Annotated in this window: 18 protein-coding genes; 1 reads left to right on the plus strand and 17 read right to left on the minus strand. The window is 71.9% G+C overall.

The annotated features are described in order from the left end of the window. Positions 1 to 2: 2 nt before the first annotated feature. From DEJ03_RS10570 to DEJ03_RS10635, 14 genes are all read right to left on the minus strand, one after another. The gene (locus DEJ03_RS10570) at positions 3 to 1985 is read right to left on the minus strand and encodes a primosomal protein N' (protein ID WP_110864569.1); all 1983 of its coding nucleotides are present in this window, start codon (positions 1983 to 1985) and stop codon (positions 3 to 5) included. An 8-nt stretch (positions 1986 to 1993) separates the two neighbouring features. Further along, complete coding sequence (gene metK / locus DEJ03_RS10575; protein ID WP_110864570.1) at positions 1994 to 3205, minus strand: methionine adenosyltransferase; 1212 nt, start codon at positions 3203 to 3205, stop codon at positions 1994 to 1996. Positions 3206 to 3210: 5 nt separating this feature from the next. After that, positions 3211 to 3474 (minus strand): DNA-directed RNA polymerase subunit omega, encoded by a 264-nt coding sequence (gene rpoZ, locus DEJ03_RS10580; RefSeq protein ID WP_017887186.1) that lies wholly within the window; start codon positions 3472 to 3474, stop codon positions 3211 to 3213. A gap of 27 nt (positions 3475 to 3501) precedes the next feature. Continuing rightward, complete coding sequence (gene gmk / locus DEJ03_RS10585; RefSeq protein WP_239001435.1) at positions 3502 to 4425, minus strand: guanylate kinase; 924 nt, start codon at positions 4423 to 4425, stop codon at positions 3502 to 3504. Then, on the minus strand, positions 4422 to 5306 hold the full coding sequence (gene pyrF, locus DEJ03_RS10590; protein WP_110864571.1) for an orotidine-5'-phosphate decarboxylase: 885 nt from the start codon (positions 5304 to 5306) through the stop codon (positions 4422 to 4424). The genes gmk and pyrF overlap by 4 nt, the downstream gene beginning before the upstream one ends. A gap of 11 nt (positions 5307 to 5317) precedes the next feature. Further along, positions 5318 to 8611: a carbamoyl-phosphate synthase large subunit gene (gene carB / locus DEJ03_RS10595; RefSeq protein WP_110864572.1), complete on the minus strand. Its 3294-nt coding sequence runs from the start codon at positions 8609 to 8611 to the stop codon at positions 5318 to 5320. Beyond that, a complete protein-coding gene (carA, locus tag DEJ03_RS10600; protein WP_071403717.1) occupies positions 8611 to 9810 on the minus strand; it encodes a glutamine-hydrolyzing carbamoyl-phosphate synthase small subunit in 1200 nt (399 codons plus the stop codon). Before carA ends, carB begins: the two co-directional genes overlap by 1 nt. Further along, positions 9807 to 10370, minus strand: a complete 564-nt coding sequence (locus DEJ03_RS10605) for a hypothetical protein (RefSeq protein WP_051596738.1) — start codon at positions 10368 to 10370, stop codon at positions 9807 to 9809. Before DEJ03_RS10605 ends, carA begins: the two co-directional genes overlap by 4 nt. After that, positions 10367 to 11725 (minus strand): dihydroorotase, encoded by a 1359-nt coding sequence (locus DEJ03_RS10610; RefSeq protein WP_110864573.1) that lies wholly within the window; start codon positions 11723 to 11725, stop codon positions 10367 to 10369. The genes DEJ03_RS10605 and DEJ03_RS10610 overlap by 4 nt, the downstream gene beginning before the upstream one ends. Continuing rightward, positions 11722 to 12696 (minus strand): aspartate carbamoyltransferase catalytic subunit, encoded by a 975-nt coding sequence (locus tag DEJ03_RS10615; RefSeq protein WP_110864574.1) that lies wholly within the window; start codon positions 12694 to 12696, stop codon positions 11722 to 11724. Before DEJ03_RS10615 ends, DEJ03_RS10610 begins: the two co-directional genes overlap by 4 nt. Continuing rightward, entirely contained in the window at positions 12696 to 13295 is a 600-nt protein-coding gene (gene pyrR / locus DEJ03_RS10620; protein WP_017887177.1) for a bifunctional pyr operon transcriptional regulator/uracil phosphoribosyltransferase PyrR, read from the minus strand. The genes DEJ03_RS10615 and pyrR overlap by 1 nt, the downstream gene beginning before the upstream one ends. Before the next feature lie 24 nt (positions 13296 to 13319). Continuing rightward, entirely contained in the window at positions 13320 to 13772 is a 453-nt protein-coding gene (gene nusB / locus DEJ03_RS10625) for a transcription antitermination factor NusB (protein WP_027465744.1), read from the minus strand. 11 nt (positions 13773 to 13783) lie between these two features. Then, a complete protein-coding gene (gene efp / locus DEJ03_RS10630) occupies positions 13784 to 14347 on the minus strand; it encodes an elongation factor P (RefSeq protein WP_017887175.1) in 564 nt (187 codons plus the stop codon). A gap of 147 nt (positions 14348 to 14494) precedes the next feature. After that, the gene (locus tag DEJ03_RS10635; protein ID WP_110864575.1) at positions 14495 to 16186 is read right to left on the minus strand and encodes an AarF/ABC1/UbiB kinase family protein; all 1692 of its coding nucleotides are present in this window, start codon (positions 16184 to 16186) and stop codon (positions 14495 to 14497) included. 464 nt (positions 16187 to 16650) lie between these two features. Between DEJ03_RS10635 and DEJ03_RS10645 the strand changes: the two genes are divergently transcribed. Then, entirely contained in the window at positions 16651 to 16830 is a 180-nt protein-coding gene (locus tag DEJ03_RS10645) for a hypothetical protein (protein ID WP_110864577.1), read from the plus strand. Between the two features lie 9 nt (positions 16831 to 16839). Here DEJ03_RS10645 and aroB read toward each other — a convergent pair whose 3' ends face one another. Genes aroB through aroC form a run of 3 tightly spaced genes read right to left on the minus strand, consistent with a single transcriptional unit; the run spans position 16840 to position 19732 of the window. Further along, positions 16840 to 17937, minus strand: coding sequence for a 3-dehydroquinate synthase (gene aroB / locus DEJ03_RS10650; protein WP_110864578.1), 1098 nt, complete (start codon positions 17935 to 17937; stop codon positions 16840 to 16842). Next, on the minus strand, positions 17934 to 18515 hold the full coding sequence (locus DEJ03_RS10655) for a shikimate kinase (protein ID WP_110864579.1): 582 nt from the start codon (positions 18513 to 18515) through the stop codon (positions 17934 to 17936). The genes aroB and DEJ03_RS10655 overlap by 4 nt, the downstream gene beginning before the upstream one ends. Then, positions 18512 to 19732, minus strand: coding sequence for a chorismate synthase (aroC, locus tag DEJ03_RS10660; RefSeq protein WP_110858979.1), 1221 nt, complete (start codon positions 19730 to 19732; stop codon positions 18512 to 18514). The genes DEJ03_RS10655 and aroC overlap by 4 nt, the downstream gene beginning before the upstream one ends. Between the last annotated feature and the right edge of the window lie 4 nt (positions 19733 to 19736).

Here is a 19736-nt window from a genome sequence, read left to right on the forward strand (position 1 = left end):
GGTCAGACCTCGGAGAACGGTTCCGCGTCGTCCAAGCGCACCCGCAGCGTCGGAGCGGCCCGTCGTCGGTTGCCGCCCTTGAGCACCCGCCGGGTCGACGAGCGCCGGATGACCTCGGCCTTGAGCGTCGCGGCGACCTCGGCCCCGTGCGCGTACGGGAACCGCACGATGGCCCGGACCGTGCCCGGCAACGTGTCGTCCTCGACCGGGACCGGGCCGAGCACCGGACCGACGACGGCGTCGCCGAGGGCCTCGACCGCAGCGGTGACGGCCTCGTCGGTGCCGGTCATCGTCGCCACCCGCACCGCCGGCGGGAAGTGGAGTTCGCGGCGGTCGGTGAGCTCGTCGTGCGCGGGACCGTCGAGCCGCCACAGGGCCATCGCGGAGGCCAGGCGCCCGCCGATCCCGACCAGGTACACCTCGGCCCCGGGGGCCGACTTCGCGGCGGCGTTCGTCCAGAAGCGCAGCACGTCCTCCTGCACCCGCAGCCCTTCGCGGGCGAGCATCTTCTCGCCGTCGAGCAGCAGCACGCAGGCGTAGCCGCCCGGCACCGACGGCTCGGCCCCACGGGTGGCGACGACGACCGATGGCTTGGCGGGAACCTCGTCGAGCGGGCGGGAGCCGTCCGCGACGATGATCCGGGTGCCGGGGAACGCCCGCCCGAGCTCCTCCGCGGTGCGCTGTGCCCCCTGGCCGACCGGCTTCACGGTGCCGTTGCCGCACGTCGGGCAGCGGAACCCGACGGCCAGGGCGCCGCAGAACCGGCACTGGGGCGTGGCGCCGCGGTGCGGGCTGCCGAGCGGCCCGCCGCAGACCCGGCAGTGCGCGCGTTCGCCGCACTCGGCGCAGACCAGCCCCGTGCCGAAGCCCGGGCTCGCGACCTGCACCAGGACGGCGCCGTGCTGGCTGGCCTCGCGCGCGGCACGCCAGGCGGAACTCGGAATGCGCGCCTGCGCGGCGAACCCCTCGGCCCCGGTCTGCTGCACGGTGGGGATGACCTTCGGCGTCTTCACGCGGTAGGGCACGACCTCCTGCAGCCAGTGCAGCTCCACCAGCCGTTGCACGTCGGTGCTGCGCGCGTGCGAGACGAACAGCAGCGCGGCACCCGACTGGGCGGCCCGCACCAGGGCGACGTCACGCGTGTGCACGTAGGGCGCCCGCTGCTCGATGAACGAGGCGTCGCCGTCGTCCCACATCGCGATCAGCCCGAGTTCGGTCGCCGGCGCGTACATCGCCGTACGGTTGCCGATCGCGACCACCGGGTGCGTGCGGGCCTGCAGCAGTGCCTTCGCGCGCTGCCCGTTCGTCTGCTTGGCGTCGAACCGCACCACCCGTTCCGGCGGCAGCACGGCGAGCAGTGCCCGCTCGAGGTCGATGACGTCGCGGAAGTCCGGCACGGCGACCACCGCGGACTGCTCGGCCGCCAGGGTGTGCGCCGCAGCCTGGGCGAGCGTCGCGGCCCATCCCGGCACCCAGACCGGTGCGTCCGCGTCACCCACCGCCACGGGCTGGGGCACGGCGGCGACCGCGGCGCGCCCGTGCTCCGTCACCACGGCCTCCAGGACGCCGTCGGCGTAGCCGGTAACGGGCGGGGCGGTCACCGGCGGCGGCGACCACGCGGTGTCCCGGGCGAGCCAGGCCTTCTCGGCGCGCACCTGCCGCGGTGGCACGGCCAGGCGCAGGACGTCCGAGGCGACACCCGCGGCGCGGTCGGCGACGGCACGCGCGAGGGTCCAGATCTCCGGCGCCAGCACGGGCACCGGGGACAGCACTGCCTCGATCTGGCTGAGCTCCCCCGGGTACTCACCCTCGGTGACGATCTCGACCACGTAGCCGTCGGACATCCGGGCACCGGTGCGCAGCGGCACCTTGACGCGGACCCCCGCGACGCAGTCGTCCTCGAGCTCGGCCGGCACCCGGTAGTCGAACAGACGGTCCAACTGCGGGAGCGGCGAGTCGAGGACGACGCGCGCGACGGTGGTCACGCGGTGCTTCAGACGGTCGCGGCGACGAGTCCTGCGGCGGCGCGGAGTTCCTCGACACGGTCGAGCTGCTCCCACGTGAACCCGGGGAGCTCGCGGCCGAAGTGGCCGTAGGTCGCGGTCTGCGCGTAGATCGGTCGGAGCAGGTCGAGGTCGCGGATGATCGCGGCCGGACGCAGGTCGAATACCTGGCGGATGGCGGCCTCGATCGTGGCGTCGTCGACGTGTCCGGTGCCGAAGGTCTCGACGTACAGCCCGACGGGCTTCGCACGGCCGATCGCGTAGGCGACCTGCACCTCGAGCCGGTCGGCGAGCCCCGCGGCAACCGCGTTCTTGGCGACCCAGCGCAGCGCGTACGCCGCCGAACGGTCGACCTTCGACGGGTCCTTGCCGCTGAACGCGCCGCCACCGTGACGGGAGGCCCCGCCGTAGGTGTCGACGATCACCTTGCGGCCGGTGAGCCCGGCGTCACCCTGGGGGCCACCGATCTCGAAACGACCGGTCGGGTTCACGATGACGTCGACGTGCGACGAGTCGAGGTCGACCAGGCCGAGAACCGGACGGATCACGTGCTCGGTGATCGCCGCGGTGAGCTCGTCGAGCGTGACGCTCGGCGAGTGCTGCGTGGAGAGCACGACGGTCTCGACGGTCTTCGGCACGACGCCGTCGTACCCGATGGTGACCTGGGTCTTGCCGTCCGGACGCAGGAACGACAGCTCGCCCGACTTGCGGACCGCGGCCAGGCGCTCGGCCAGACGGTGCGCCAGCCAGATCGCGACCGGCATGTACTCGGGGGTCTCGTTCGTCGCGAAGCCGAACATGATGCCCTGGTCGCCGGCGCCCTGACGGTCGAGCGGGTCGACCGCACCGGTGCGGGAGTCGAGCGACTCGTCCACACCCTGCGCGATGTCGGGCGACTGCGCGCCGATCGACACCTCGACACCGCAGGTGGCACCGTCGAACGAGACGTCCGACGAGTTGTAGCCGATGCCGGTGATGACGTCACGGACGAGCTTGGGGATCTCGACGTAGCCGGAGGTCGTGACCTCGCCGGCGACGTGCACGAGCCCGGTGGTCACCATCGTCTCGACGGCGACGCGCGCGTTCGGGTCGACCGTCAGCAGTGCGTCGAGGATGCTGTCCGAGATCTGGTCGCAGATCTTGTCGGGGTGCCCCTCGGTCACCGACTCGGACGTGAAGAGGCGGAGAGCAGCTGCAGTCACCGGGATCAGTCGGTGGGCTGCTGCTGCTTGGTGACGGTGAGCTTGTCCTCGTTGATCTCGTGGAGCGCGACGGACAGCGGCTTGTCGTCGATCGTCGAGTCGACGAGTGGTCCGACGTTGTCGAAGAGCGAGCCCTCGTGCAGGTCGGCGTAGTAGTCGTTGATCTGGCGGGCGCGCTTCGACGCGAAGATGACGAGCGCGTACTTCGACTCGACCTTGCTGAGCAGGTCGTCGATGGGCGGGTCGATGATGCCCTGGGGGTTGGCCATGGTGTCTCCTCGAAGTCAGTGCACCCGTCAGGGCGCAGAGAACAAGTCTACGACCTCACGTGCCGCGGTGCCGACATCGGAGTTCACGATCCGCACGTCGAACTCGTCCTGCGCGGCCAGCTCGACCTTCGCGGTCTCGAGGCGACGGGCCTGTTCCTCCGCGGATTCGGTCCCGCGGCCGATGAGCCGGCGCACCAGTTCCTCCCACGTCGGGGGCAGCAGGAACACGAGCACCGCCTCGGGCATGGCGTCGCGGACCTGCCGGGCCCCCTGCAGGTCGATCTCGAGCATGACCTTCTCGCCGGCGTCGAGCGCGCGGTCGATCGGCGGGCGCGGGGTGCCGTACCGGTACGAGTTGTGGACGGTCGCCCACTCGAGCAGCTCGCGGTCGCGGATCATGCGGTCGAACTCGTCGTCGTCCACGAAGTAGTAGTGCACGCCGTCGACCTCGCCGGGGCGCGGCTTCCGGGTGGTGGCGGAGACGCTGAGGTTGACGTCCGGGTAGTGCTGTCGGATGTGCGCGCTGACCGTGCCCTTTCCGACCGCGGTGGGTCCGGCGAGCACGACGAGCTTCGAGGCGCCACGCTTGCGACCGCGGGCGGCGAGCCAGTCCGCCAGGGCGGTCCGCTGCCGGGTCCCCAGGCCACCGAGGCGCTTCGAGGGGGCGATCCGCAGGGTCCCCATGATCGCCTCGGCTCGTGCGGGGCCGATCCCCGGCAGGCTGACGAGCAGGTCACGGACCCGGAGCGAGCGTTCCGCCGAGGTCGTCTCGACCAGCGAGTCGTCCCACGCGGCACGGGCGACGTCGAGTGCCGAGCGCTCCCCCGACGCGATCGCGGCCTTCACCGCGGCCCGGGCGCGTCGCGCGGCGACGGCGGCCTTCGCCGCGGCGACGCGGTCGACCTCTGGCGGGGTGCGGTGGGCGGGCAGGCCCTCGTGCTCGTCGGTCACGCTGCCGCCGCCAGTGCCGTGCGGATGCGGTCGGCGCGGTCGGTGACGAGCGCCGCGACGCCGTCCGGACCGTCGGTCAGCAGGCCGCGCGACTCGCTCACGAGCACCTGCTCGGCACGCGCGCCGTACAGCGCGCGGAGGTCCTCGATGCGGGCGCCCTGGGCACCGAAGCCCGGGGCGAGGACCGGCGCGGTGCCGATCGCGTCCGCGTCGATGCCGAAGTCGTCGAGGTGAAGGGTCGCGCCGAGCACGAGCCCGACGTCGCCGAGGGCCTGATCGCCCACGGACCGGTTGTCGTCTGCCACGTCCAAGACGATACCGGCCGCGACCGTCCGGCCGGTACGCGGTCCTTCCGCGACCACCGCGGTCTGCAGCACACGGGCCTCGGGGTTGCTCGTCGCCGCGAGCACGAAGACGCCGGTACCGTTCCGGCGCGCGACGTCGATCGTGCCCCGGAGCGAGCCGTACCCGAGGTACGGCGACACCGTCATCGCGTCGGCCGCGAACGGCCCGTCGCGGTCCAGCCACGCCAGCGCGTAGTCGTCACCGGTGGTCCCGATGTCGCCCCGCTTCACGTCGGCGACGACCAGGAGGCCCGCATCGCGTGCCCGGCGGATCGTCGCGTCGAGCGCACGGTAGCCCGCGACCCCCGCCGCCTCGAAGAAGGCGACCTGCGGCTTCACGATCGCCGCGCGGCCGGCGGCCGCGTCGACCAGGGTGGCGCCGAACGCCGTCAGGCCCTGCTCGTCGCGGGCGAGCCCCCACGCCGCCAGGGTGGCGGCGTGGGGGTCGATCCCGACGCAGAGCGGTGAACGCTCCCCCATGGCGGACGCGAGGCGGTCGCCGAAGGAGGCCGGGCCTCCCGACCGGGTCGTTGCCATGCTGGCAGCCGTCACCAGGTCGCGCGCTCGAGCGCGTAGTCCTGCAGGCTGCGGACGTTCAGCGGCGAACCGATCGTCTCGATCGCCGCGACGGCCGCCCCGATCTGCGCGATCGTCGTGAACAGCGGCTTGTCCGCCGCGACCGTGGCCGCACGGATCTCGTACCCGTCCGCACGACCGGCGGCACCCGACGGCGTGTTGATCACGATGTCGACCTCGCCCCTGGCGAGCAGGTCGACGACGCTCTCGCCGCCCTGGCTGTACTTGCCGACGATCCCGACCTCGATGCCGTTGCGGCGGAGGATCTCCGCCGTGCCCTCGGTCGCGATGATCGTGAAGCCGAGCTGCTGCAGGCGGTGCACCGGCAGCACGATCGCGCGCTTGTCGGTGTCGGCGACGCTCACGAAGACCGTGCCGCTGGTCGGCAGGCCGCCGTACGCGGCGTCCTGCGACTTGAGGAACGCCCGCGGGAAGTCACGGTCGATGCCCATGACCTCGCCGGTGGAGCGCATCTCGGGGCTGAGCACCGAGTCGACGACCTGGCCTTCGCGGGTGCGGAAGCGACGGAAGGGCAGCACGGCTTCCTTCACGGCGACCGGCGACTGTGCGGGGACGAACGCCCCGTCACGCTCGGGCAGCATGCCCTCGGCGACGAGCTCGGCGACCGTGGTGCCGGTCATGATGCGGGACGCGGCCTTGGCCAGCGGGATGCCGAGCGCCTTCGAGACGAAGGGCACGGTGCGGCTGGCGCGCGGGTTCGCCTCGAGGACGTAGAGCACGCCGGCGCCGATGGCGAACTGGACGTTGAGCAGGCCCTGCACGCCGATGCCGCGGGCGATCTTCTCGGTCGCGTCGACGACGCCCTGGATCTCCGCGCGGCCGAGGCCGACCGGGGGCAGGGTGCAGGCCGAGTCGCCGGAGTGGATGCCGGCCTCTTCGAGGTGCTCCATGATGCCGCCGATGTAGAGCCGCTCGCCGTCGAAGAGCGCGTCGACGTCGATCTCCACGGCGTCGTCCAGGAACCGGTCGACCAGCAGCGGGAGCTCCGGGCCGATGATCGCCTGGTCGGCCATCCGGTCGAAGTAGTCCGCGAGCGACGGGGAGTCGTAGAGGATCTCCATGCCGCGGCCGCCGAGCACGAACGACGGGCGGACGAGGACGGGGTACCCGATCTCCTCCGCCACCGTGGTCGCGCTGGCCAGGTCGTGGGCGGTGCCGTTCCGCGGTGCGAGCAGGCCGGCGGCGTCGAGGATGGCGGAGAACTGCCCGCGCTCCTCGGCCGAGTCGATCGCGGTGGGGCTGGTGCCGAGGATCGGGATGCCCGCGGCCTCGAGCGGCTTCGCCAGGCCGAGGGCGGTCTGGCCACCGAGCTGCACGACGACGCCGACGAGTTCGCCGGACGCGGCCTCGGCCTCGATGACCTCGAGGACGTCCTCGGCGGTCAGCGGTTCGAAGTACAGGCGGTCGGAGGTGTCGTAGTCGGTCGACACGGTCTCGGGGTTGCAGTTGATCATGATCGTCTCGAACCCGGCGGCGCTCAGCGCGAAGGACGCGTGCACGCACGAGTAGTCGAACTCGACGCCCTGTCCGATGCGGTTCGGGCCGGAGCCGAGGATGACGACCTTCTTGCGGTCGCTCGGCGTGATCTCGGTCTCGGTGTCGTACGACGAGTAGTGGTACGGCGTCAGGGCGGGGAACTCGCCGGCGCAGGTGTCCACGGTCTTGAAGACCGGTCGGATGCCCTGGGCGTGCCGCTCGTCACGGACCCGCTGCTCGGAGACCGGTGCCGCGTCCGTGCTGCGCAGGCTCGCGATCTGGGTGTCGCTAAAGCCGTGCTCCTTCGCCCAGCGCATCGTGTCCGCGTCGAGGGTCTCGGCGGCCCGGACCTCGTCCGCGACCTCGTTGATGAGCACGATCTGGTCGATGAACCAGGGGTCGATCTTGGTGGCCTCGAAGACCTCGTCCGCGGTGGCACCCGCGACCAGGGCCTGCTGGACCGTGACGATGCGGCCGTCGGTCGGGATCGACGACTTCGTCAGCAGGGCGTCCTTGTCGAGCTCGGCCGCCGGGGTGTCCCAGTGGAAGCTCGACCCGCGCTTCTCGAGCGAGCGCAGCGACTTCTGCAGTGCCGTCGCGTAGTTCCGGCCGATGGCCATCGCCTCGCCGACGCTCTTCATCGTCGTGGTCAGGGTGGCGTCGGCGGCCGGGAACTTCTCGAACGCGAACCGCGGGGTCTTCACGACCACGTAGTCGAGCGTCGGCTCGAAGCTCGCCGGGGTGACCTTCGTGATGTCGTTCTCGATCTCGTCGAGCCGGTATCCGATGGCGAGCTTCGCGGCGATCTTGGCGATCGGGAAGCCCGTGGCCTTCGACGCGAGGGCCGACGAGCGGGACACGCGGGGGTTCATCTCGATGACGATGACGCGGCCGTTGGACGGGTCGACGGCGAACTGGATGTTGCAGCCACCGGTGTCGACGCCGACGCGACGGATGATGTCGATGCCGATGTTCCGCATGTTCTGGTACTCGCGGTCGGTCAGGGTCAGCGCGGGGGCGACCGTGATCGAGTCACCGGTGTGGACGCCGACCGGGTCGACGTTCTCGATGGAGCAGATGACGACGGTGTTGTCGTAGTTGTCGCGCATCAGCTCGAGCTCGTACTCCTTCCAGCCGAGGATGGACTCCTCGAGCAGGACCTCGGTCGTCGGGCTGGACTGCAGCCCGTCGCCGACGAAGCGGACGAGTTCGGCCTCGTTGTAGGCGAAGCCCGAGCCGAGGCCGCCCATGGTGAACGACGGGCGGACGACCAGCGGGTACCCGAGGTCCTTCGCGAACTCCTTCGCTTCCTCCAACGTGTGCGCGATGTGGCTGCGGGCGACGTCAGCACCGGACTCGAGGACGAGCTCCTTGAAGAGCTGGCGGTCCTCGCCGCGCTGGATCGCCTCGACCTTGGCGCCGATGAGCTCGACGCCGTGCTTGTCGAGGATGCCGGCCTCGTCGAGCGCGATGGCCGCGTTCAGGGCCGTCTGGCCGCCGAGGGTCGGCAGGACGGCGTCCGGCTTCTCGATGCGGATGATCTCCTCGAGCGACGCGTTCGTGATCGGCTCGATGTAGGTCGCGTCGGCGAAGTCGGGGTCGGTCATGATCGTCGCCGGGTTCGGGTTGACCAGGATGACCCGGACGCCCTCGGCCCGGAGGACACGGCACGCCTGGGTGCCGGAGTAGTCGAACTCCGCGGCCTGACCGATGACGATCGGGCCGGAGCCGATGACGAGGACGGAGTTGATGTCTGCGCGCTTGGGCATCAGTTCGCTTCCTTGGTGATGTCTGCTGCGGGGGTCGTGGCGTCGGCGGTGGCCGCGTCGAGCGGCTCCCCGTCGCGACGCTCGCGCACCATGTCCGCGAACCGGTCGAAGAGGTACATGCTGTCGTGCGGTCCGGCGGCGGCCTCGGGGTGGTACTGCACGCTGAACGCCGGCACGTCGAGCGCGCGGAGGCCCTCGACCACGTTGTCGTTCAGCGAGTAGTGCGAGACCTCGACCCGACCGAACCCGGCCGGGGACTCGAGGACCTCGCCGAGGGGCGCGTCGACCGCGAAGCCGTGGTTCTGGCTCGTGATCTCGACCTTGCCCGTGGTCGTGTCGAGCACCGGCTGGTTGATCCCGCGGTGGCCGAAGGGCAGCTTGTAGGTGCCGAAGCCGAGCGCGCGGCCGAGCAGCTGGTTGCCGAAGCAGATGCCGAAGAACGGGCGGCCGGTGCGCAGGCTGTCCTGCAGCAGCTCCACCTGTGCGTCCGACGCGGCGGGGTCGCCGGGCCCGTTCGAGTAGAACAGGGCGTCCGGTGCGAGGGCTTCCAGCTCCGCAGCGGAGATGTCCTGCGGCACCACGTGCACCTCGAAGCCGCGGGCCGCGAGGTACCGGGTGGTCGAGGCCTTCACGCCGAGGTCGAGCACGGCCAGGGTGCCGATCTGCTCGCCCACGGCGGGGACGACGTAGGTCTCCGGGGTGGACACGACCGCCGAGAAGCTCGCGCCGGCCATCGTCGCCTGCGACACGACCGCGTCCAGCTGCGACTCGGCCGACAGTGCAGCGTCCGCACCGCTGAAGACGCCGCCCTTCATGGCGCCGGCGTCACGGATGCGGCGGGTGAGTGCGCGGGTGTCGATGCCGGAGATGCCGACGATGCCGTCGCGCACCAGGTGGTCGTCGAGCGTCGCGTTCGCGCGGTGGTTCGACACCACGCGGCTGGGGTCGCGCACCACGTACCCGGCGACCCAGATGCGACGGGACTCGGGGTCCTCGTCGTTCACCCCGGTGTTGCCGATGTGCGGCGCGGTCTGCACCACGATCTGTCCGGCGTAGGAGGGGTCGGTCAGCGTCTCCTGGTAGCCGGTCATGCCGGTCGCGAAGACCACCTCGCCGAGCGTGCGCCCACGGGCGCCGTAGGCCCAGCCGTCGTACCGGGTGCCGTCTTCGAGGACCAGGACGGCCCGTTCGCGTGTCATGCTTTCTTCCCTTCGCCCGCGGTTCGCGGAGCATCGGCCGCAGTCGCCTGCGGCCCGGTCTCGGTCAGTCCCTGCAGGGCGTGCAGCGCGGCTGCGTCGCCCTCCGGGAACCGGAAGTAGGTGTCCAGGTCCGTCGCACCTGCGGCGCCGGTCGCCGTCCATCGCAGACGGACCAGTCCCCCGGGTTCGACCACTCGGTCGATCGCCCACGTGGAGCGGTCGGCGCCGCGGACCGCGTCGCGCGCGATCCAGCGGTCGTCGGTACCGGCGAGGCGCATCACCACGCCGGTCGCGTGGACCGTCACCCCGCCGCGGCCGCGGAACCCGAGGCCGCCTGCGGTGATGCGTTCCAACGGCTGGTCGGCGCGGGTCGTCGCGACGGTGAACCCGTCCCACGACCCGACCGCCGGTGCCAGGTCGGCCGGCACGCGGACTGGAGGCACGGCTTCCGCCTGCTTCCTGGTCCGCGTCCGCCAGGTGCGCGCCATCGCGACGAACAGGGCGGCGACCGCGAGCAGGATCACCGCGCCGAGGAGCCAGCGCTGCGCGTCGCCGCTCATGCGCGCGCCCCTGTCCGGAGCGCCGCGGCGTGCGCCGCGATCGTGTCCGCGTCGACGACGCGGCCGTCGAGCACCGTCGCGTACCCCTGGTGGAAGGTCGCGACGACCCGGCCGGGCAGCGTCATGCCGAGGTACGGCGAGTTCTGCGACTGCCCGGCGAGGTCGGTGACCGCGAACTCGCGGCTGGCCGACGGGTCGTAGAGCGTGATCTCGGCGGGTGCTCCCTCGGCGATACGCTGCCCGTGCCCCTCGACCTGGCCGATCCGCGCCGGCGCCTCGGACAGCACCCGGGCGACGTCGGCCCAGTCGAGCCGGCCGTCGTCGACCACGGCGGACTGCACCACGCTCAGCGCCGATTCGAGGCCGACCATGCCGTTGGCGGCGGCGGGCCACTCGCAGCACTTCGCCTCGGCGGTGTGCGGTGCGTGGTCGGTCGCGACGATGTCGATGGTGCCGTCGGCCAGGGCCGCGCGGAGCGCCTCGACGTCCTCGCGGGCGCGGAGCGGCGGGTTCACCTTGTAACGGGCGTCGTAGCCCGGCGCACCGTCGTGGCCGGCGATGAGGTCCTCGGTGAGCACGAGGTGGTGCGGGGTGACCTCGGCCGTGACGTCGATGCCGCGGGACTTCGCCCACCGGATCACCTCGACGCTGCCGGCCGTCGAGACGTGGCAGACGTGCAGACGTGCTCCGACGTGGTCGGCGAGCAGGACGTCGCGGGCGATGATCGCCTCTTCCGCGACGGCGGGCCACCCGGCGAGGCCGAGCTCCGAGGACAGCCGGCCCTCGTTCATCTGCGCACCGATGGTCAGCCGGGGCTCCTGGGCGTGCTGCGCGAGCACCCCGCCGAAGCCCTTGATGTACTCGAGTGCGCGGCGCATGAGCAGCGGGTCGGCCACGCAGGAGCCGTCGTCCGAGAACACCCGGACCTTCGCCCGCGAGGTCGCCATCGCGCCGATCTCGGACAGGTGCGTGCCCTGCAGCCCCTGCGACACGGCGCCGATCGGGCGGACCGTCACGTAGCCCGCGTCGTCGCCGAGTGCCTGGACCTGCTCGACGACCCCGGCGGTGTCGGCGACGGGGCTCGAGTTCGCCATGGCGTTCACGGCGGTGAAGCCACCGGCGGCCGCGGCACGCGAGCCGGTGAGGACGGTCTCGGACTCCTCGTGACCGGGCTCGCGCAGGTGCGTGTGGAGGTCCACGAGGCCGGGCAGGGCGATGAGGCCGTCCGCGTCCACGGTGGTGGCGCCAGCCGTGTCGAGACCGGACCCGACCGCGGTGATGCGCCCGGCCTCCAGGCGGATGTCGGCACGCGAGCCGTCGACCAGCTGCGCGCCACGGATCAGGTGAGCGGTCATGCGGCGGACTCCTTCGCGTCGGTGCCGGTTCCGGCACTGCCCGTCAGGGCGAGGTAGAGGACGGCCATCCGGACCGAGACGCCGTTCTCGACCTGCTCGACGACGGTCGAACGGGGGTCGTCGGCGGCGACGCCGGCGATCTCGAGCCCGCGGTTCATCGGGCCGGGGTGCATGATCAGCGTGCGCTCGGACAGCCGCCCGAAGCGCGCCGCCGTCAGGCCCCAGTGCCGCGTGTACTCGCGCGGGTTCGGGAAGAAGGCGTCGTTCATCCGCTCCTGCTGGATGCGGAGCGTCATGACGACGTCCGGGTCCTCGGCCAGGGCGGTGTCGAGGTCGTGGTGCACCGCGGCGCCGAACGGGGTCGGGGTGGCGGGCAGCAGCGTCGGCGGCGCGGCGAAGGTCACGCTCGCGCCGAGGGTGCGGAGCAGCCAGGCGTTCGACCGCGCGACCCGGCTGTGCAGCACGTCGCCGATGATCAGGACGCGCACGCCGTCGAGGCCCTGGCCGCGCGAGCCGGCGCCGTGCAGGCGGCGACGCATGGTGAAGGCGTCGAGCAGCGCCTGCGTCGGGTGTTCGTGGGTGCCGTCACCGGCGTTGACCACCGGCACGTCGATCCAGTCGGCGTCGGCGAGCACCCGCGGGGCGCCCGATGCACCGTGGCGCATGACGATGCCGTCGATGCCCATCGCACCGAGGGTCTGCACGGTGTCCTTCAGGGATTCGCCCTTCGAGACGCTCGAGCCCTTCGCGGCGAAGTTCAGGACGTCGGCGGACAGGCGCTTCGCGGCGGCCTCGAACGAGATGCGCGTGCGCGTGGAGTCCTCGAAGAACAGGTTCACCACGGTCTTGCCGCGCAGGGCCGGGAGCTTCCGGACCTCGCGCGTGTTGACCTCGGCCATCTCCTCGGCGACGTCGAGGATGTGGACGGCCTGGTCGCGGGACAGGTCGGCGGTGGAGAGCAGGTGCCGCATCACGCCACCCCCTGCTCGATGAACACGGTGTCGTCGCCGTCGGTCTCGGCCAGGTGCAGCGTGACCCGCTCGTCGGACGCGGTCGGCAGGTTCTTGCCCACGTGGTCCGCGCGGATCGGCAGCTCGCGGTGGCCGCGGTCGACGAGCACGGCGAGCCGGACGGCACGCGGCCGGCCGATGCCCTGCAGCGCGTCGAGCGCGGCGCGGACGGTGCGACCGGAGTACAGCACGTCGTCGACGAGCACGACGACCTTGCCGTCGATGCCGCCGGCGGGGATGACCGTCCGGTGCGGCGCGCGGCCGATGCCGTGGCCGAGGTCATCGCGGTGCATGGTGACGTCGAGCGTGCCGACACGCTCCGTCCCGATGCCACCGGCGGCCGAGGACCACTCCGGCTCGATGCCGGCCAGGATCCGGCCGAGGCGTTCCGCCAGGACGGCGCCGCGGGTCGGGATGCCGAGGAGCACGAGGTCCGAGCCCCCGTGGTTGGCTTCGAGGATCTCGTGCGCGATGCGTGTCAGGGCACGCGTGATGTCGGGCTGTTGCAGGACCGTTCTGGTTCCCACGTCGACCCCCTTCCCCGCCTCACTGGACGGCATTAAAGGATGCTGACGTGGTCAACCCTACCGGGACTCCTGGTCTCCTGCGACCGTCCGACCGGACGGTGCACGACCGCCGGCGACGGCCCCGAGCACGCCGTTGACGAAGCCGGCGGAGTCCTCGGTGGACAGCGACTGCGCGAGCTCCACCGCCTCGGCGATGGCGACGGCGTCGGGCACCTCCGGGTTGAACCGGAGCTCCCAGACGGCCATCCGCAGGATGCAGCGGTCGAGGACCGGCATCCGGGCGATCGACCAGCCCTGGGCGTGGTCGACGATGACGGAGTCGATCTCGTGACGGGCGTCGTCGACACCGGTGACGATCTGGCGGGCGTAGTCCCAGCTGGAGGCACGCTCCGGCTGGTCCAGGTGCCGGACCGTCTCGGTGGCGAGCACGTCCGCGATCGGCAGCTCGCGCACCTCGGCGACGTACAGCATGTCGAGGGCGCGCTTGCGGGCCTTCGAACGAGCACTCATACGGTCAGCGCCTAGGAGTTGACGCGGCCGAGGAAGCTGCCGTCGCGCGTGTCGATCTTCACCAGGGTGCCGCTCTCCAGGTACAGCGGGACCTGGATGCGGTGGCCGGTCGCGATGATGGTCGCGTCCTTGGTGCCGCCGGAGGAACGGTCACCCTGCAGGCCCGGCTCGGTCTCGACCTCGGTGACGATCGACGTCGGGAGCTCGACGTACAGCGGGTTGCCCTCGTTCATCGCGATGGTGACCATCGCGGACTCGAGCAGGTAGTTCTTGGCGTCGCCGACCACGGTCGCGGAGACCGGGATCTGGTCGTACGTGTCGGTGTCCATGAACACGTAGGAGTCGCCGTCCTCGTAGAGGAACTGGTAGTCACGACGGTCGACGACGGCGGTGTCGATCTTCGCGCCGGCGTTGAACGTGCGGTCGACGACCTTGCCGGAGACGACGTTCTTGAGCTTCGTGCGGACGAACGCGCCGCCCTTGCCCGGCTTGACGTGCTGGAACTCGACGACCGACCACAGCTGGCCGTCGATGATGAGAACGGCGCCGTTCTTGATGTCTGTGGTACTGGCCATGAGTCGTCGGTGTCCCGTTCGGTCGTGTTGTGAAGTGTCCTCGGGCCGCGGACGGCCCCGGACGAGTGTAGCGGACGCCCGCCCGGCGGCCGGAGCGGTGCGCGTGCGTGCCGGACGCGCCGGTCCGGGCGGGCACCGGCCCTGGGCTCAGCGCCGCCGTCGGGCGAGCCAGGCGTCGATCGCCGCCCAGCCGAGCAGCACCACCGCCGCTCCCCCGAGCAACCCGCCCGCGACCCCGGTGGACAGGGCCGCCGTCGGTCGTGCCGGCAAGGACAGGTAGACGATCGCCAGGATCCCCGCCCCCGCACCGAGCAGCACGAGCAGGATGCGCCGGATCATCCCGGACACGAGCTGCCGGTCGCGGCTGTCCGCGAAGAGCCGGATGTTCACCGTGAACCGGCCGGTCTCGATCGCCTCGCCGATGCGGTCCACCCGGCGGGGCAGGCGACGAGCGGCCGACACGACGCCGAGCAGTTCCTTCGCCGCCAGGTCGCGGAGCTTGCCCGGCCGGAGCTGGTCGGTGATCTGCTCCCGGGCGAGTCCGCGGGACTCCTCGAGCAGGTCGAACGACGGTGCGAGCGTGCGGAGCGTGCCCTCGAAGATGGCCAGCGCGCGGGCCGCGGCGACGAAGTCCGGCGGTGGCTTCAGCCGGTACCGCCCGAAGACCTCGACCGCGTCGTCCACGGTGTCGACGCCGATGCGCGCACCCGGGCCGAGCTCGTCCGCGACGAAGCGGGCGATGTCCCGACGGAAGTCGGGCTCGTCGTGCGCATCGCGCACGGGTGCCATCCGCAGGACCGCATCGGCGATCCGCGACGTGTCGTCCTGCAGGTACGCGGCCAACAGGTCCTGGACCGTGTCCCGGAGACCCGGGTCGAGCCTCCCGACCGATCCGAAGTCGATCAACGCGGGCCGCCCGTCGGGCAGCACCAGGACGTTCCCCGGGTGCAGGTCCGCGTGGTACAGGCCGTCGAAGACGACCTGGCGCAGGAAGGCGCGGAGGATCGCGCGCATCGGCGCGTCGAGGTCGCGCTCGGAACGCTCGGCGCGGATCGCGCTGAGCGTGTCGCCCTCCAGGAACTCCATCACGAGCACACGCCGGCCGGACAGGTCCGGGTAGGGGTCCGGGAACCGGACCTCGTCCGGACGCGCACTGCGGGCCTGGGCCGCACGCAGCGCGGTGAGGTTCCGGAGCTCAGAGACGAAGTCGACCTGCCGGATCAGGTCGTCCGCGTACTGGCCGGCGATGTCCTGCACGCCGACCTGCCGCGCCTCGGTCGACCACCGGGCCATGAACCGGACGACCCGCAGTGCGATGTCCACGTCACGGCGCACCGCTGCGTCGATCCCCGGCCGCTGCACCTTCACGGCGACCGCGGTGCCGTCGGGCAGCCGGGCGCGGTGCACCTGCGCGATGGACGCCGCTGCGACGGGCACCGGGTCGAAGGTCGCGAACACCTGGTCGACCGGGGCACCGAGCTCCTGCTCGAGGAGCGCACGGACCTCGTCCGCCGGCGCCGCCGTGACGTTCCGCTGCAGGTGGGCGAGTCCCTCGGTCCACTCCTCGGGTAGCAGGTCGTCGCGGGTGGAGAGCAGCTGGCCCATCTTCACGAACCCGCCACCGGCTTCCTCGAGCGCCCGGCGCAGGTGCTCGGCCTGGTCGCGACGCAGGTTCGACGTTGCCGGGTCGTGCGAGAAGTCGAGACGTCGGAACGGCACCAGGTGGTGGCGGCGGGCGATCGAGAGGAGTTCGGTGAAGCGTCGACCACGGGAGCGCAGGGTGCCGGTGTCGGCATCGCGCGGTCCGGAGAGGTCGCTCAGTCGGGGTGGGGTGGGCACGCCCGCCAGTCTGCTCCCCGGTGCTGGGTCCGCAGCGTGCGGGTGGCCCGGTCCGTCGCGTTACCCCATCCTCCTCCACAGCCTGGAGGCCCGGCGCGGCTTCCACAGGTCGGCGCGGGCCCGGCGCGGGGCGCGGTCCTGGAGCGGACACTCGTTCCGTGGAGACAGCACTGATCGCGGCGTGCATCGCCGCCGGAGCGGCGATCGTCGCGGCCGTCGTCAGCTGGTTCGGGGCGTTCCAGAGTCGACGGACGTCCGATCGTGACCACGTGGCATCGGTTCACCTGGGCCGTCACGCAGCGGCCGGACATGAACACATACGACATTTCGACAACGGTCCTCCGAGACCTGGAGACCGTACCGTGGTGGTCGAAGGCCGATCGCCGACTCGCGAGCCGAGCGCTCCGCAGGCGAGCCATCGCCGACCAGGCACTTGACGACGACGAACGAAGGGACCCCGACTGATGTCGATCCTGCGACCGCTCCCCGACGCGCCCGACCTCGACGAGGACGACGACGTCCTCTTCGCCTGGGACCACGGCGCCACCGTCGACGAATGGCGGGAATCCCAGCGCACCGGTGTGGTCACCGTCTCGACGCGTGTCACCTGGTGGTGGCGCAGGATGCGACGGGTCCTGCGCTGACCGGCGTGGCTAGACGCCGACCTCCTGGTAGGCGGTGAAGAGCAGGTGGTCCTCGGGGCCCTCGAGCACGACGGGCTTGCCGACGCCGTCCAGGATGATGAACCGCAGCATGCCGGCACGGGCCTTCTTGTCACGACGCATGGTGGCGAGCAGCCCCTGCCAGCGCCCGACGCCGTACGAGGTCGGCAGGTCGAGCGACTCGAGGATCGCCCGGTGCCGATCGACCGTGGCGTCGTCCAGGTGGCCGGTCAGTCGGGCGAGCTCGGCGGCGAACACCATGCCGACCGACACCGCTGCCCCGTGGCGCCACTGGTACCGCTCGGCGTGCTCGATCGCGTGCCCGAGGGTGTGCCCGTAGTTCAGGATCTCGCGTCGGCCCTGCTCCGTGAAGTCGTCCGAGACGACCTCGGCCTTGAGCGCGATGGCGAGCTCGACGACCCGGCGGAACTCCGGGGTCGTCGGGTCGGTGACCCGGTCGACGTCGGCCTCGACGATGTCCAGGATCTCGGGAACGGCGATGAACCCGGCCTTCACGATCTCGGCGAACCCGGTCAGGATCTCGTTGCGCGGCAGCGTGCGGGCGAGGTCGAGGTCCACGACGACGGCACGGGGCGCGGAGAAGGCGCCCACCAGGTTCTTGCCCTCGTTCGTGTTGATGCCCGTCTTGCCGCCGACGCTGGCGTCCACCATGCCGAGCACGCTGGTCGGGACGGCCACGTACGGCACACCGCGCAGCCAGGTCGCGGCGACGAAGCCGGCCAGGTCGGTGACGGCGCCGCCACCGAGGCCGATCACCGCGTCGGTGCGGGTGAAGTCGGCCTGCCCCATGATCTGCCAGCAGAACGCGGCGACCTCGACGCGCTTGGCGCCCTCGGCGTCGGGGACCTCGGCGATCAGGGCTTCGAGCCCGGCCTCGACCAGGAGCGCGCGGAGCTCGTTCGCCCGGGCACCGAGCGTCGGCGAGTGCACGATGAGGACCTTGGCGACACGCGGGCCCAGGATCGCGGGCAGGGCACCGAGCAGGTCCGTGCCGACGGCCACCGTGTAGCCGTCGTCACCGCCGACCCGGATCTCGGTGGTCCCGGCGGGCAGGGTCGACTCGGTCACGGTGCTCCTTCGGTGCTGGTGGTGCTGGTGGTCGTACTGCCGGGCGCGGCGGTGGTGCCGGCGTCGCTGCGCAGCCACGTGACGACCTCGTCGACCACGCGGGACATCGGGCGGCGGGACGTGTCGACCACGACGTGCGCGAGTTCGGCGTAGGTGGCCGCCCGCTCGTCCATGATCGTCTGCCAGGCGTCGATCCCGCCGTTGGCGAGCAGCGGCCGGTCGGACCCGGCGATCCGGTCGGCGACGGCCTCGGGCGACACGGTGAGCAGGACGATGCGCGCGCCGCTCAGGGCCTGCCGGGTGTCCGCGTGGGTGACGGCTCCCCCGCCCACGGCGATCACGCCGCCCGTGGCCAGCGCCGCACGGACCGCCTGGGCCTCGAGGGCGCGGAACGCCGGCTCGCCGCGGTCGGCGAAGATCCCGGGGATCGGCCCGTGCTCGCGCACGATGACCCGGTCGGTGTCCGTGAACGGGACGCCGAGGGCCTTCGCCACCCGCTTGCCGACGCTCGTCTTGCCGGCGCCCATCGGGCCGATCACGACCACGGGCGCGTCGGCGCGTCGGACGTCGGTGCTCACAGGTCGGTCGACGTCGCCGACGGCTCGGTCCGGCGCGTGCGCAGGGTCTCCGGGATCGCCGCGAGGTAGGCGTCGAGGTTGCGCTTCGTCTCGACGACGTTGTCGCCGCCGAACTTCTCGAGCACCGCGTCGGCGAGCACCAGGGCCACCATCGCCTCGGCGACGACACCGGCAGCGGGCACGGCGCAGACGTCCGAGCGCTGGTGGTGCGCCGAGGCATCCTCACCGGAGACGACGTCAACCGTGTGCAGGGCGTGCGGGATGGTCGCGATCGGCTTCATCCCGGCGCGGACGCGCAGCACGGTGCCCGTGGACATCCCGCCCTCGGTCCCACCGGCGCGGTCGCTCGTGCGGTAGATCTCGCCGTCCTCGCGGTACAGCTCGTCGTGCGCGGCGGAGCCCCGGCGGCCGGCGGTCGCGAAGCCGTCACCGACCTCGACCCCCTTGATGGCCTGGATCCCCATGATCGCCGCGGCGAGGCGGGCATCGAGCCGGCGGTCCCAGTGCACGTGCGAGCCGAGGCCCGGCGGGACGCCGTAGAACAGCACCTCGACGACGCCGCCCAGGGTGTCGCCGTCCTTCTTCGCCGCCTCGACCTCGGTGACCATGCGTGCGGAGGTCTCGGCGTCGAAGCAGCGCAGCTGGTCCTCGTCGAGGCGGTCCACGTCGTCGGGCAGCGGCAGGTCCGTGCCGTCGGGGACCCGGACGGTCCCGACCTGCAGGGTGTGTGCCACCGAGCGGATGCCGAGTTCGGCCAGGAACGACTTGGCGACGGCACCGAGCGCCACGCGTGCGGCGGTCTCGCGGGCGCTCGCCCGCTCCAGGATCGGGCGCGCTTCGTCGAAGCCGTACTTCTGCATGCCGACCAGGTCAGCGTGGCCCGGTCGCGGTCGGGTGAGCGGCGCGCTCCGCCCGCGGGACATCTCGGTGGACTCGATCGGCTCGGGGTTCATGACCTCGACCCACTTCGGCCACTCGGTGTTGCCGATGCGGATCGCGATGGGGCTGCCGAGCGAGTAGCCGTGCCGGACGCCGCCGGACACGTGCAGCTCGTCCTGCTCGAACTTCATCCGCGAGCCACGGCCGTAGCCGAGCTTGCGGCGCGCGAGATCGGCACGGATGGACTCGAACGACACCGGGACACCCGCGGGCAGGCCCTCGAGCATGGCGATCAGTTCGGGTCCGTGGGACTCACCAGCAGTCAACCAACGAAGCATGCCG

This window comes from Curtobacterium sp. MCLR17_043, from assembly GCF_003224215.1.
Lineage (GTDB): Bacteria > Actinomycetota > Actinomycetes > Actinomycetales > Microbacteriaceae > Curtobacterium > Curtobacterium flaccumfaciens.